The organism is Echinicola rosea (assembly GCF_005281475.1).
In the GTDB taxonomy this organism is placed as follows: domain Bacteria; phylum Bacteroidota; class Bacteroidia; order Cytophagales; family Cyclobacteriaceae; genus Echinicola; species Echinicola rosea.
Genome location: NZ_CP040106.1, coordinates 1,570,142 through 1,584,417 on the forward strand (window position 1 = coordinate 1,570,142; position 14,276 = coordinate 1,584,417).

Below are 14,276 nucleotides of genomic sequence, written 5' to 3' on the forward strand. Positions count from 1 at the left end.
CTATTTTCGAAGCCCCAATTCACGAAGTCTCTCTTCCAGAAACGCTCCCGCCGTGGCATCTGAAAAGGCTTTGGGGTTTGCTTGGTCCACACAACTATCTAGGCAGGTGAGGTCCATTTCTGACCTTGGGTGCATAAAAAACGGAATGGAATAGCGGCTGCTGTTCATCTTTTCCCGTGGAGGATTGACCACACGGTGGATGGTAGATTTTAGCTTCTTATTGGTGAGTCTTTCGAGCATGTCCCCTACATTGACCACGAGTTGGTCTGGAAGGGCGGTAATGGGGATCCATTGGCCATCTTTCCGCAGTACCTGAAGCCCGTCCGCACTTGCTCCCATTAGCAAAGTGATGAGGTTGATGTCGCCGTGTTCGGCTGCGCGGACAGCATCTGCTGGAACTTCTGCAGGATTCTCGATGGGAAAATAATGGATAGGGCGTAGAATAGAGTTGCCGTGGAGTACTTTGTCCTCAAAGTACATCTCATCAAGGCCTAAGTGCACGGCAATTGCCTGTAGCATGGCCTTCCCAGCAGCTTCTATGATGCGAAAAACTTCCAACGCAGTGTCTTTAAAGTCCGGGATTTCTTCTGGCCATACATTTGGAGGATAATCCCCTTTGAGCGGATCGGAGTCAGGGATTTTTGACAATTCCTGCCCTACATGATAAAATTCCTTCAAATCCCCTGTGTTTCTGCCTTTTGCATGCTCTTTGCCTTTCCCTGTATAGCCACGCTGGTAGCCAATTTCTGGCCGCTCATATTTGGATTTGATGGTGTCTTCAAGGGAGAAAAAAGCTTTGATCGCAGCATAGAGCTTGTCTTGAAGTGTCTGGGTAAGCCCGTGGTTTTTTATGGCTACAAAACCAATATTCTCGTAGGCATCACCAAGTTTTTGTACAAATGCCTCTTTTTGTTCGGCATTGCCCGAGGTAAAATCGGATAGGTCTAAGGAAGGGATTTCTTTAAAGAGGATTTCGCTCATGGTTGGATTATTTTATCCTGCAAGGTAAATATTTTATAGGAAAATTAAATATCTTTAACTTAACCCAATCATCCACCAGCTATGAAAAATAACGTATTCCTATGGTTTATTGGTAGTCTTGTTTGCCTCTCTTGTGCATCGGACTCCAAAAAAGAAACCACCAGCGAACTTCATGAATCGGTCCAGACGCCCGCTCCGGCAAAGAAGGACGTCTCTTTTCGTTACCAGATGCAGGAAAATTCTTATCCAGATGCCATGTTGGAACTTCATAGCCCACTTGAAAACCAATCGTTTGATGAGGGAGCAGTGCCTTTTGAGTTTAATATTAAAAATTACCCTTTTGAGCACGGAAGGAAAGGTTTTCAGCTAAAAATGATCATTAATGGTGCGGATCCTATTGGGTTTAATATGCCTATTTTCAGAAAGGAGTTCGACACGGGTACTTTTAAGGTGCTGGCTTTTTTGGTGGATGATGATGGAATGGCACTCAAGGAATACGGAAATTACGTAGAGCGGGATTTTATGGTGGGTGATTCAAAGCCTTTTCCAGAAGAAGAGGATCCCTATATCGGTGTAAACATGCCTGTAAATGGTGCCGAATACAAAGAAGGGGAGGATATTGTCGTGGACTATGTGTTGGTGGGCGGTGATTTGGAGGAAGACGGCTTACGGGTAAAGGTCGCCGCCGGTGGACAGGAGTTTATGACGGACAAATTAGGTCTTGTCAATATCGGAAACTTGGCCAAAGGACTTCACAAGATCACGATATCCCTAGTGGATGGTAGTGGAAAGGAGTTGTCGGGTGTTTTTTCGAAGAGTATCAAGCAGGTGGAGGTGAAGTGATATCATCAGCTACATCAAATTCCTTAAAACTTCCAATGATCGGATTTCGAAAAAGGTGTCCAAGTGTATCTTATAAAAGGCCAATAGGTCATCCAATAAACTTTTTCTTATGGTTGAGGGGATTTTCACCTCGGGATCAAATGGTTTTTTCAACAGTTGAGTAAAATGTTTTTTCTCTTCCAGACTGAAATAGGGGTCGTTTACATCTGGGTGGGTTTGTTCAAAAAATTCTCCGGCAGAATCTGGGGCAAAACCCAAAAACCGAGAAGTCTCCAACAGGAAAGATAGGGGGTAGGTGCTTAGGCTAATGGGTTCACTGTCCAAAAAAGCAATTGATTGATAGATAAAATCAAACAGGTATTCATTTTGATAGTTTTCATAAATTGATTTGCTTAAGATTTCTCCTACAAACATGGCCACTCCTGAACGGTAATAATCAAAAGGTATTCGTTTGAAGGGATACGTCAGCTTCACTTCAGAAATGCGGTTTAGCGAAGCGTTTTCCTTATCATAAACGACTAGATCAAGAAGGCTGAGTGGCTGATAAAGGGCCATCTTTGATTTGGACTTGGCGCTTCTGACACCGTTGACGATATAGCTCTTGAGTCCCAAATCCCGAGTGAAGATCTTCACGATAATGGACGACTCACGGTATTTTATGTAATGGATGACGATGCCTTGGGTTTTCTTGATCATGGTTTACGATCGATGGCTTAAGCTTTGTTTTCGTAGAAGCATTTTCGACAGCGAGCTTCGTAGCTGTCTTTTTCTCCCAGTACTACCTTTTCCTTGGCAGGGGTTAGGCGGTAGCTGTATGATGCAAGGTCGCCGCATTTCATGCAGATGGCGTGTACTTTGGTGACGTATTCAGCGCTGGCCAAAAGCTGCGGCATCGGATCAAAAGGCCTTCCCTCAAAATCCATGTCCAAGCCAGCCATAATCACTCTTTTGCCGGCAGTGGCGAGCTTGTTCGCAACCGTTACGATCTGTTGGTCGAAGAACTGGGCTTCGTCGATCCCTACCACATCGCAGTCTCCTGCGAGCAAAATAATGTCATCGGCAAACTGCACAGGAGTTGACCTGATCACTGTTTCATTGTGGGAGACGACATCGCTTTCATGGTACCGGGTATCGATCGCGGGTTTGAAGATTTCCACCTTTTGTTTGGCGATGAGGGCCCTGTTTAGCCGGCGGATAAGTTCTTCGGTTTTGCCCGAAAACATCGATCCGCAGATCACCTCAATGTGTCCTTTTTTATCTTTGGGGTTGTTGTTTCCTATGGCAGGTTCTATGAACATAATATTGGAATGTTAAGGAAAATTACGGATAATCGCCCTTTGAAGAAGGATCATTCGCTGTAATCCATATGTGGTAGCTTGTACTGGTCATTGACGCGGATGCGGATGGTGCCTTCTTTTAGGCGAGCTTGACATGTAAGCCGTTGATTGGGTTTTAGCTTTCCCAGATTTCGGTAGCTAACTTCCCTTTCGGTGAGCTCAGAAAGGTTTTCCATTCCATCTTCCACGATCATCATGCAAGTGGTGCAGCGTCCTTTTTTTCCACAAGCATGCATCCAATCTACATAATTATCATGGATAATTTCGATAACTTTGTAATCAGGTTCTTTTGCGGAAATCTCCTTGTGGTATAGGTTTTCAATTATTATTTTAGGCATCAATCTCAAACGACTACAGCAAATACAACTACTAATGAACGATAAAATTAACCTCATTTATTTAGAAAACTATGCTCATGAAGTATCAGAAAAGATTTGTTCTGCATATTTCGGTACCAAAAAGTACATGTCTGGGCAGGAAATCATCCAACTGACCCCTAGCTCTCAGGTTAATTTTATGGTGATCAAGACCTTATTTGAGAAATGGAATGAAGAGATTGAAAAAATGAAGGCCAATCCCTATTTTGACTATAAGGATATTGCTGTGTCCGAAGCACTAAAGGAATTTATGAATGTGCTTTCCCGTGCGATCAAGATTGAGCATACCCATTTTTTGCCGCTGTTGGAAGTGGCGGTGATCGACACGGTGCTCTTGGCGCTGGATCCCATGGTTTACTTTTGGGGAGAGATAGAGAAAAGCCAAGGCGATAGCCCTCATGGTCACCTAAAGGCTTCCAGAAAATACATCAAATGGCATGAAAAATTGCTGAACGAGCTGATGGAAAAAGGAGGTCAAGGAGATACAGAAGTGTACAAAAAGGCACTAAGTGATGTTTTTCAGCAGTCACAGGAAATGTTGGAATCTCCCAAGGCCTTGCTGGAGGGCTTGTCACAAATCTTACCGATTGACTGGGGCCAGCTGGTGCCAGAGGAAGAGGAGCCAAAGAACTCGGAATCGACTGGGGAAGGACAGCCCCAAGAGGAAGAAGAGGAAAATCAAGCGGAAATGAATCGTGTGGATGGAAAAGCGGAAGCTGTCCCAGCGGAAGGTTCCTTGGCGGCCCAAGAAGGGGGAATCGACCCTGCTTTGGCTTGGGCCAGGTTTGAAGCAGAGCAAAGTGGTGTACTCAAAGGCCCCATCGCATCAATGGACGAAGGGCTGGCCATTAATCAGCGCTTTATGTTTACCAAAAAACTATTTGACAGCAATCCTGACCTGATGGGGCATGCATTGAAGTCCATTGATGAATGCGATAGTTTTGTGGAAGCCATAGAACTGGTCAATGATCGGTATGTTACAAAGTTGGAATGGGACAAGGATTCTGATGAGGTAGCCGAGTTTTTGCAGCTGATTTACAGGAAGTTTGACGAAAAATAGTATCTTGCTGCCCCTAACACACCCGATAATTCATTATTTTGATTTCATAGTCTTGCCGTTCCGTTAATCATAGGACTGGTAGGATTTTAGTGCGTTAAAAGTTGAAAAATGTATAAGATCGGATGTTTCCTGTTTGTTGAATGGCTATTGATAACGCCTTTAATGGCCCAAGATATTTTCTCACCCCCCGCATCAGGAGGGGAGTCTCGTCCCAATTATGTGCTTATTGTCGCCGATGACCTTGGTTACGGGGATTTGAGCTTTACGGGAAGCACCCAGATCAAAACGCCCCATATTGACCAACTTGCTGAATCGGGTGTTTTTTTTCCGGAGGGGTATGTTTCTTCTGCGGTGTGTAGTCCATCCCGGGCGGGCTTACTTACCGGTCGTAACCAAGTGCGCTTTGGCTACGATAATAATTTGGCCAATAACCAGCCGGGATTTGATCCTGCTTTTTTGGGATTGCCGGTAGGTGTAAAGACGGTGGGTGACCACCTAAAGGAACTGGGGTATGTTACCGGCATGGTTGGGAAATGGCATTTGGGGTATGAAGACCAATTTTTCCCCGTGAATCGTGGCTTTGATGAATTTTGGGGGTATAGGGGTGGAGGCCATGATTATTTTGAGGCCTCGGAAGCTAAGCGCGGCTACAAGGCCAAAATTGAATGTAATTATAAAACCCCGCAGGAAATCACTTATATTACTGATGACAAAGGGGACGAATGTGTCAACTTTATTTACCGCCATCAGGATGAGCCATTTTTCCTATATGCTTCATTCAATGCACCGCATACCCCCATGCAGGCAACTGCTGAAGATTTGGCCATCTACCAACATATCGAAGATGAAAAAAGGAGGACCTATGCTGCTATGGTACATCGGTTGGATGTAAATGTAGGGAGGATTGTTGCTGCCGTGGAGGAGGCGGGTTTACTTGAAAATACCATTTTTGTATTTATCAGTGATAATGGTGGTCCTGTGATGACCAATGGTTCCATCAATGCACCATATAATGGCAAGAAAGGCACGCTGCTGGAAGGAGGCATCAGGGTGCCATTTTTCATCAGTTGGTCTGGACACCTTCAGCCTGGAGAAGTGTTTGATTATCCGGTAAGTGCATTGGACCTCACGCCCACCTTTGTTGCGCTTGCGGGTAGGGAGGCCACAGAGCAGGATCAATTCGATGGGCTCAATCTGATGCCTTACCTGCTAGGCCACAAGGATGGTGCGCCACATGAGGAGATGAAATGGAAGTTTACCGTTAGTGCAGCGATCCGGGATGGGAAATGGAAATTGGTAAGGCTCCCGGACAGGTTACCGATGCTATTTAATCTCCAAACGGATTTTTCAGAGCAACATGACGTAGCCTTGGAAAATCTAACGCTTACCAAAAGCCTCCTCAAGAAACTTGGGGATTGGGACGTAAGGTTACCGCATCCGTTGTTCTTGGAGGGCCCTGAATGGCGTAAAGTCCAAGTGGGCCAATACGACAAAAAATATCCCATTGTGCAGCCTCACTAAAGGTCAGTTCATCCTTCCCAGCAGTTGAATACGGTGGGAATCCAGTTTGATAAAGATGAAGAGCAGGATGGTAAATGACCAAAGGGAAGAGCCACCATAGCTAAAGAATGGCAACGGAATCCCTACCACAGGAAATAGGCCAATGGTCATGGAGATATTGATCATAAAGTGAAAGAGCAAGATCGATATGACGCAGTAACCATATACTCTAGAGAATCGTGTTTTTTGCCGCTCGGCCAGAAAGACCAGTCTAATCAATAGGGCAACAAATAGGAATACCACCACCAGGCTTCCAATCCAGCCAAATTCTTCTCCAAGTGTACAAAAGATAAAGTCGGTGTGTTGTTCAGGAACGAAGTCGAATTTGGTTTGGGTACCTTCGAGATAGCCTTTTCCCCAGAAGCCTCCCGACCCGATAGCGATTTTGGACTGGGTGACATTCCAGCCCACCCCAAGAGGGTCAATGTCAGGGTTAAAGAGCACCATGATCCTATTTTGTTGGTGCTGGGGCAGTTTGGAAACGACCAAGTCAAGGCTGTAAGAGTATGCAATAATGGCGATGCCGATCATGCACAACGTCACGATACGTTGCCAGTTTTTTTTGCCCATCAAGATGAGGGCGAGGGTAAGTGCAGCGACAGGAAGTGCTATGTACAGGTTATTGTCCACCGCAAGGGAGAGTAACGAAATAGCGATAAATACCAATGCGAAGACAAAGTATCTTTGCGGCATTCCCTCTCGATAGAGCATGATAAAAAATGCCATATAAACCATTGCCGTACCGGTATCGGGCTGCATCATGATCATCGAAACGGGCAGCATGATGATAAGGATCGCCTGAAACTGAAACTTTGGCTGGCTAAGGTCAAAGGAAGGTTTTTCAATAAATTTTGCGAGTGCCAAAGCTGTGGCAAATTTGGCGAATTCCCCAGGCTGTAAGCGGAATGGCCCTATTTCAAACCAAGCGCGTTGCCCGTTGATCTCCTTTCCGATGAAAGGGGTGAGGAGGAGAATTAGCAGGAAAACCCCATACAGTATGAGGCTGAGGTTATCAAAGAGCCGGTAGTCAGCCACCATGATGACTGTGATCAGCAGTACGGCAGTGCCGATCCAGACGAGCTGCTTTCCACTGTTAATGCTAAAATCAAAGATGCTTTTTGCTGCCTGCTCATCATAGACGGCGGCATAGATATTAAACCAGCCGATCATCACCAAAGCTCCGTAAAGCAAAATGCTCAGCCAATCAATTTTGTTGATATATAAATCGTCTTGTCTCACGTCAGTCTGCAAAGTCTCCTACCAGCACATATTCTTCGAGTGCCGGTCTTTCTATATGTCCTCTCAAGTATTTTTCGATCATCAAGCTGGCGGTACTGGCAGCCGCTCGACCTCCCCAACCGGCGTTTTCCACGTAAACGGCAATGGCGATTTTGGGATCATCTTTTGGAGCGAAGGCGACGAAAACCGAGTGATCTTCCCCGTGGGGATTTTGTGCAGTTCCTGTTTTGCCAGCGATGGCAATGTCCTTGATGATGGCGCGCATGGCCGTACCGTAAAGTGCCTCTGCCATGGCATCTTGCACCATGTCAAAGTGGTGGGCAGCTACGCCGACATCATGTTTTGTAGTATATTCTTCAGGAATATTGTCAGGATCACCGTTTATGGCCTTGATCAGGTGTGGTGTATAATAATAACCTTTATTGGCGAAAATAGCCGCTAAATTGGCCATTTGGATGGGGGTTACCTCCATTTCACCTTGGCCTATCGACAGGGAATAGATGGTGCTGTATTTCCATCTGCCTTTTCCATAAATCCTATCATAAAGGGAGCTGCTAGGAACACTTCCACTGTTTTCGTAAGGCAAATCGACACCGAGTTTATGGCCCAGCCCGAATTTTTCCACTGCTTCATGCCACTTGTCAAGACCGATTTGGGTGTCTGTATAGGTGTTTGAGGACACCTCTTGATTGATCATTTGCCTGAAAGCTTGGTAGTAATAGGGGTTGCAGGAATTTCGGATCGCACCGAACAAGTTCACCGGGCTTGGGTGATTGTGGCAGGCCACTAGGGCTTTGTTGCAAGCATAGGTGGTATTTGGTGTCAGGATACCCCATTGCAATCCAATTAAGGACTGCACCACCTTGAAAATTGAGCCTGGAGGATATTTTGCTTGGATAGGCCTGATAAAGAGCGGTTTGGTCGTGTCCGATAGTAAGATATTGTAATTTTTACTGTAGGCAGCGCCAGCCAGTAAATTAGGATCATATACGGGTGCGGAGATCATGGATAGGATCTCGCCAGTTTTTGGTTCGATCGCCACGACAGAGCCCCTTTTTCCTTTCATGAGTTTTTCGCCGTACTTCTGTAAGGTTAGATCGATAGTGGATTGCAGGTTCAGTCCAGCTACAGAGGCGGTATCCAGTGTTCCGTTTTTGAAAGAGCCTTTGTCCACACCACGGACATTGACCATTTTGTATTTGGCTCCCTTCTTACCTCGAAGTATTTTTTCATAGAAGGATTCAAGGCCTGAGTGGCCGATGTAATCTCCTTGGGTATAGTAGTTTACGGTGTCTCGCTCAAGCTGTCTGGGGGCAATTTCTGCAATATAGCCCAATGCACTGCCGGCAATGGAGTCGGGATATGCCCTTACTGACCTGGTCATGACAAACAGGCCCGGGTAGTCGATTAGGTAGTCCTGAATTTTTGCGAAATCTGTAGTGGAAATCTGCTTGATCAGCGGCGATGGTTTTACCCAAGAGTATTTTTTTGCGGCTGTGTACCGTTCAATCAGTTTTTCCTTTTCGATCTGAAAGATGTCGCAGAATTTTGCGGTGTCAGCGATGTTGAATTCCTGCGGGATGACCATAAGGTCAAACACTGGGTTGTTATAGACCAAAAGTTCATTGTTCCGGTCTGATATTAATCCACGATAGGGGTAATCGACGATCCGCTGGACGGCATTTCGTTCGGCACGCCTTAGGAAACTGTCATCGACCACTTGGATCATAAACAGCTTGGTCAGCAGGATTACCCCAACGATAATGATAACGATGACGATGACACTGTGTCTATTTTCGTTCATTTAGATGCCTCTTCTTTTCTTATAGAACAAAACCTGAACGATCATTCCAATGATAAATGTAAAAACCGTGCTGCTCAGTGTCTTGTAAATCATCGGAATATACAATGAAGTCCCTAGATTATCAATAAGGAAGAATGTCAAATGGTGCAGCAGGAGAAGCGGAAGGCTATACACTAAAAACCATCCCATGCCCATATTGAGCAAAGTGGGAGGGGTGTTGGTGTCATAGCCGCCTGTCGGCGTAATGACCGTGAGCCAAGGTTTTCTGAAAAAGGCCAGCATCACCGCACTGGCGGTATGGATGCCTAAGCTGTCATAAAATATATCGATCGAAAATCCCAAGACAAAAGCGATGAGCATCAAGGGGATGGTTTTGATTTCGATAGGAAGCAGTAAAAGGTAAATGACGTATAGGAAACAAAATGCCATACCGAAAAGCACCAAGTTTTTCAGCACCAATACTTGGATGATAAAATACAGAAAAATACCTCCGATAGAAGCGATGACTGTTCTACTATTCATTGACGATTTCGGTGATTTCTTGAAGGGAATCCAGTTCCACTTCCCGATTGTTTTCTACTAGATATACATAGGTAAGCGTGCTGAAGTTTGCCGCCAATTCTATGGTGATATCAAGGTAATTTGTTTCCGTTCCGTTGCTGACTGTGTCCACTGTCCCCACTAGGATTCCTTCTGGGAATACGGCATTGTACCCAGAAGTGACTACTGTGTCACCCTGGGCCACTTGGACGTGTCTGGGGACAAATTTCAGCTTAGCTTTTTGTGGGTTTTGTCCGTCCCATTGGGTAGATCCAAAAGCGTCTGTGGATTTTATCCTCGAGGACACAAATAGGTCTGTATGGAGCAATGAAATGACGGAGGCATAGTGTCTGCTGACGCCTTTCACACGTCCCACGATACCATCTCCATTGAAGACGCCCATGCCTTCCTTGATGCCATCTTCAGCGCCTCTGTTCAGCGTGATATGATTATTGCGGAGATTGATGGAATTATTGATGACCTTCGCGGAGTAGAAGTCATAAGTATTTTCCATTGCACTGTCCAAGGGGATGTTCACACTGTCCTTGACCGGTCGCAAATTGGCCAGCTGCTTCATCAGTAAGGCATTCTTTTCGGCCAGTTCTTCATTGGCCCTGCCCAAGGTGAAGTACTCCGTAAAATTGTCTTTGGTACTCAGGAATGCCCCAGTAAAGCTATTGGAGCTATTGAAGAAGACGGCCCCTTGTGGTGAATTATAAGAAACGATCAGCCAAATGGCGGCGGTTTCCAATGTGATAAACAGCAAGAAGGCCCTTATACTATATAGAAATAATAAAATGCGTTGCATTCAGTCATCAGGTCATCAGCACGGTTCGGAAACTATTTATGTTTTTCAGGGCGGTGCCTGTCCCTCGCACCACTGCTCTTAGTGGATCTTCCGCGATATGGATGGGCAGCTTGGTCTTTTGGTGAAGTCTCCTGTCCAGGCCTTTGAGCAGGGCTCCGCCACCAGTGAGGTGAATGCCGTTATCATAGATATCTGCAGACAATTCTGGTGGAGCAATCTCCAATGCCTTGAGCACTGCTTCTTCGATTTTGGAAACCGACTTGTCCAGCGCAAAAGCAATCTCGGAATAAGAAACCTTGATCACCTTAGGAATTCCTGTCATGAGATCACGTCCACGGATTTCATAGTCTTCTGGAGCATCATCCAGCTCTGTAAGGGCTGAGCCAATGGCGATCTTTACCTTTTCTGCAGAGCGCTCACCGATTAGCAAATTGTGCTGCCTTCTCATATAGTCCAAGATGTCCTTGGTGAACGTATCGCCTGCGACCCTGATGGATTGGTCAGCGACGATTCCAGAGAGGGCAATCAAGGCAATCTCTGTGGTGCCACCTCCAATGTCCACGATCATGGAGCCCATGGGTTTTTCGATGTCTATTCCGATACCGATGGCGGCAGCAATTGGTTCGTACACCATGTACACTTCTTTGGCACCGGCGTGTTCGGCCGAATCCCGTACCGCTCGTTTTTCAACTTCTGTGATCCCGGAGGGAATACAGATGACCATGCGGTGGGACTGTGGGAACATGCCCTTTTTGTGGCCGGGAATCATTTTGATCAATCCACGGATCATTTGTTCGGCAGCATAGAAATCCGCAATCACACCATCCTTCAGCGGACGGACGGTCTTGATGTTTTCGTGCGTCTTTTCATGCATGTTCATGGCTTCCCTTCCCACTGCCAAAATCCGGTTGCTGGATTTGTCAATGGCTATAATGGAAGGTTCGTCCACTACAATTTTTTCTTTATGAATTATAAGGGTATTTGCGGTACCTAAATCTATTGCTATATCACTTGAGAAAAAGTCAAATAATCCCATCCTGGTATTTTTACTTAGAATTTACGTTTGAGTTGATCGTTTAAAGTTAGCATTAACAATGCTTAAATAAAACGAGGGACGACAAAATTATTACCTTAATTTGGATTTATAATAGTGACCTGTGACTTTTTTTAAGTCACTTGCACAGAGATACAAATAGCCCAAATTTCAAAACTCAAATTAAAGAGGTACATGAGGGTTTTTCGGATGATGCTTGATTGCCGGACCAAGTTTTGGTCTGGACAAGCAAAAAGCAGTCCATTTTTTGTTTAATGCCACTGTTCGGGGTGCTGCTGTTCGGGATTTGTAATCCCTAACCCGAATGCGCCGGATTTGTAATCCGGCTATGGGAGGATTGCAAATCCTCTTTATCTGTCCTCGGGATTGCAAATCCCGAGGAGCTATCAGGCAAAAAAAATCCCCAACAAAACTGCTGGGGATAGGGAAATTATTATTGCGGGATATTTTAGTGTTTGAAGTGTCTTACTCCTGTCATTACCATGCTCATGCCGGCTTTGTCACAGAAGTCGATGCTGTCTTGGTCCTTGATAGACCCTCCAGGTTGTACTACGGCAGCGACTCCTTCTTTAGAGGCGATCTCCACGCAGTCAGGGAATGGGAAGAAGGCATCTGATGCCATCACAGAACCTTTCAGTTCGAAGCCAAATGACTTGGCTTTTTCGATGGCTTGCTTCAGCGCATCTACACGTGAAGTCTGGCCCACACCGCTTGAAAACAACTGATCCTTGTTGCTCAGAACGATAGTGTTGGATTTGGTATGCTTACACACTTTGGCTGCGAATACCAATGCATCTTTTTGTTCTTCGGTAGGTGCCACTTTGGTAGCCACTTTGAAGTCCTCTTTGGTTTCAGTTGCGAGGTCTTTGTCCTGTTCGATGATACCGTTGAGCAGGGTTTTGATCTGCTTGGTACCGCCCACTTTGGTTTTCTGTACCAAGAGGATCCTGTTTTTCTTGCCTTTCAATACTTCCAGGGCATCTTCGTCAAATGCAGGAGCGATCAGCACTTCAAAGAACAGGCTGTGCATCTCTTCTGCAGCCGCTTTGTCCACCGTCTGGTTGGTGATCAGCACGCCACCAAATGCGGATAGGGTGTCCGCTTCAAAAGCTTTTAGATACGCTTCTTTTACCGAGTTTCCTTTTGCCACGCCACAGGCATTGTTGTGCTTTAGGATGGCAAAGGCCGTTTCACCGTCAAATTCAGCGATCAAGGCCACTGCGGCATCCACGTCCACGAGATTGTTATAAGAGAGCTCTTTGCCGTTCAGCTGATCAAAAAGATCCTCCAATTTCCCGTAGAAGTGGGCTTTTTGGTGTGGATTTTCGCCGTAGCGTAAAGCTTTAGAGGTGTTTTCGCTTACTTTCAGTGCGGGGATTTCTTCCGTTTGGTTGAAGTAATTGAAGATATGGGTGTCGTAGTGCGAAGATACTTGAAAAGCTTTGGCAGCAAAATATTTTCTGTCTTCCAGGGTAGTGCCACCTTGGTTGTTTTTCAATCGCTCTTCCAGCTCACCATATTGGTCGCGTGAGGCGATGATGGTGACATCCTTGAAGTTTTTGGCTGCTGCCCTGATCAGGGAAATGCCTCCAATGTCAATCTTTTCGATTATGTCCTGCTCTGAAGCGCCAGAAGCTACTGTTTCCTCGAAGGGATACAGGTCCACGATCACCAGGTCAATGGCGGGGATTGCAAATTCTTGCGCTTGGGAGAGGTCACCGTCATCTTCTCTCCTGTGAAGGATACCTCCGAATACTTTTGGGTGAAGGGTCTTTACCCGACCTCCAAAGATAGATGGATATCCTGTAAGGTCTTCTACAGCAGTTACTTCTGCGCCTTGTCCTTCGATGAACTTTTGTGTGCCTCCAGTGGAGTAGATCTTTACGCCTTGCTCTTTTAGCTGGGCGATGATCGGTTCAAGATTGTCTTTATAAAAGACCGAGATAAGGGCAGATTCTATTTTCTTAACAGCCATTTTTTGAAGTATTGAATGAAATAGGTTTGCTTGATTTTGATTTAAACTGCAAAGTTAGGAAAATCAGTCGATTAAAGCAGGCTTTCGATGACTTTTGGGAAATATTTGTGCTCGAGGGCATGTACTTTATTGGCGATATCCTCAGGGGTGTCGGTTTCCTCCACTTTTACACTTTCCTGAAAGATGACCCGGCCGTCATCGTATTTTTCATTTACATAATGGATGGTAATGCCTGTTTCTTTTTCGCCTTTAGCCTTTACGGATTCATGAACCCTCATACCATACATTCCCTTGCCCCCAAATTTGGGGAGCAAGGCAGGGTGGATATTGATCACCCTTTCAGGATATTGTTGGATGAGGCCGTCAGGAACCTTGAGCAGAAAGCCCGCCAAGACTACCAAGTCAATTTCCAGCTCTGCGAAGGTCTTTTCCAGAAACCCATCATCCATTTCTTTTCTAGTGAAGGAAATAAAGGAAATATCATGGTTTTTAGCTCTTTCCAGCACATAGGCGTCTTTTTTGTTGGATGCGATGACAGCGACTTTCCCTTTGGTGGAGCCTTCAAAGTGCTTGATGATTTCTTCAGCATTGCTGCCGTTTCCCGATGCGAGTATGGCGATTTTTTTCAATTGAAAAACAGGTTTATGTGCGTTACGTTAAGTGGGGCAAAAATAATCATAAATTATGGTTAACCCGAA

General features: G+C 45.5%; 14 protein-coding genes. 3 read left to right on the forward strand and 11 right to left on the reverse strand.

Annotation, left to right across the window (positions count from 1 at the left end; genetic code table 11):
- On the reverse strand, nucleotides 1-981 hold the full coding sequence (locus tag FDP09_RS06545; protein ID WP_137401892.1) for an isopenicillin N synthase family dioxygenase: 981 nt from the start codon (nucleotides 979-981) through the stop codon (nucleotides 1-3).
- A gap of 81 nt (nucleotides 982-1,062) precedes the next feature.
- On the opposite strand from FDP09_RS06545, the gene FDP09_RS06550 reads away from it, so the two are divergent.
- Nucleotides 1,063-1,824 (forward strand): hypothetical protein, encoded by a 762-nt coding sequence (locus tag FDP09_RS06550; protein ID WP_137401893.1) that lies wholly within the window; start codon nucleotides 1,063-1,065, stop codon nucleotides 1,822-1,824.
- A 9-nt stretch (nucleotides 1,825-1,833) separates the two neighbouring features.
- Here FDP09_RS06550 and recO read toward each other — a convergent pair whose 3' ends face one another.
- From recO to FDP09_RS06565, 3 genes are read right to left on the reverse strand one after another with little or no spacing between them, the layout of a single operon-like run.
- Nucleotides 1,834-2,520 (reverse strand): DNA repair protein RecO, encoded by a 687-nt coding sequence (gene recO, locus FDP09_RS06555; RefSeq protein WP_137401894.1) that lies wholly within the window; start codon nucleotides 2,518-2,520, stop codon nucleotides 1,834-1,836.
- Nucleotides 2,521-2,537: 17 nt separating this feature from the next.
- Nucleotides 2,538-3,122 carry a thymidine kinase gene (locus FDP09_RS06560; protein ID WP_137401895.1) on the reverse strand — a complete coding sequence of 195 codons (585 nt, stop codon included), beginning with the start codon at nucleotides 3,120-3,122 and terminating at the stop codon, nucleotides 2,538-2,540.
- A gap of 50 nt (nucleotides 3,123-3,172) precedes the next feature.
- Entirely contained in the window at nucleotides 3,173-3,499 is a 327-nt protein-coding gene (locus tag FDP09_RS06565; RefSeq protein ID WP_137401896.1) for a 2Fe-2S iron-sulfur cluster-binding protein, read from the reverse strand.
- 34 nt (nucleotides 3,500-3,533) lie between these two features.
- On the opposite strand from FDP09_RS06565, the gene FDP09_RS06570 reads away from it, so the two are divergent.
- Both FDP09_RS06570 and FDP09_RS06575 read left to right on the forward strand, forming a co-directional pair.
- On the forward strand, nucleotides 3,534-4,598 hold the full coding sequence (locus FDP09_RS06570) for a hypothetical protein (protein ID WP_137401897.1): 1,065 nt from the start codon (nucleotides 3,534-3,536) through the stop codon (nucleotides 4,596-4,598).
- Nucleotides 4,599-4,706: 108 nt separating this feature from the next.
- The gene (locus FDP09_RS06575) at nucleotides 4,707-6,119 is read left to right on the forward strand and encodes a sulfatase-like hydrolase/transferase (RefSeq protein ID WP_137401898.1); all 1,413 of its coding nucleotides are present in this window, start codon (nucleotides 4,707-4,709) and stop codon (nucleotides 6,117-6,119) included.
- Between the two features lie 3 nt (nucleotides 6,120-6,122).
- Here FDP09_RS06575 and rodA read toward each other — a convergent pair whose 3' ends face one another.
- The 7 genes from rodA to purN form a co-directional block, all read right to left on the reverse strand.
- The gene (gene rodA / locus FDP09_RS06580; RefSeq protein WP_137401899.1) at nucleotides 6,123-7,397 is read right to left on the reverse strand and encodes a rod shape-determining protein RodA; all 1,275 of its coding nucleotides are present in this window, start codon (nucleotides 7,395-7,397) and stop codon (nucleotides 6,123-6,125) included.
- A gap of 1 nt (nucleotide 7,398) precedes the next feature.
- Nucleotides 7,399-9,201 (reverse strand): penicillin-binding protein 2, encoded by a 1,803-nt coding sequence (gene mrdA, locus FDP09_RS06585; protein WP_137401900.1) that lies wholly within the window; start codon nucleotides 9,199-9,201, stop codon nucleotides 7,399-7,401.
- Nucleotides 9,202-9,723: a rod shape-determining protein MreD gene (locus FDP09_RS06590; protein ID WP_137401901.1), complete on the reverse strand. Its 522-nt coding sequence runs from the start codon at nucleotides 9,721-9,723 to the stop codon at nucleotides 9,202-9,204.
- A complete protein-coding gene (gene mreC, locus FDP09_RS06595) occupies nucleotides 9,716-10,549 on the reverse strand; it encodes a rod shape-determining protein MreC (protein WP_137401902.1) in 834 nt (277 codons plus the stop codon). The genes FDP09_RS06590 and mreC overlap by 8 nt, the downstream gene beginning before the upstream one ends.
- A 7-nt stretch (nucleotides 10,550-10,556) precedes the next feature.
- On the reverse strand, nucleotides 10,557-11,585 hold the full coding sequence (locus FDP09_RS06600; RefSeq protein ID WP_015265297.1) for a rod shape-determining protein: 1,029 nt from the start codon (nucleotides 11,583-11,585) through the stop codon (nucleotides 10,557-10,559).
- A 466-nt stretch (nucleotides 11,586-12,051) separates the two neighbouring features.
- The gene (gene purH / locus FDP09_RS06605; protein WP_137401903.1) at nucleotides 12,052-13,578 is read right to left on the reverse strand and encodes a bifunctional phosphoribosylaminoimidazolecarboxamide formyltransferase/IMP cyclohydrolase; all 1,527 of its coding nucleotides are present in this window, start codon (nucleotides 13,576-13,578) and stop codon (nucleotides 12,052-12,054) included.
- A gap of 71 nt (nucleotides 13,579-13,649) precedes the next feature.
- Nucleotides 13,650-14,207: a phosphoribosylglycinamide formyltransferase gene (gene purN / locus FDP09_RS06610; RefSeq protein ID WP_137401904.1), complete on the reverse strand. Its 558-nt coding sequence runs from the start codon at nucleotides 14,205-14,207 to the stop codon at nucleotides 13,650-13,652.
- Nucleotides 14,208-14,276 lie beyond the last annotated feature (69 nt).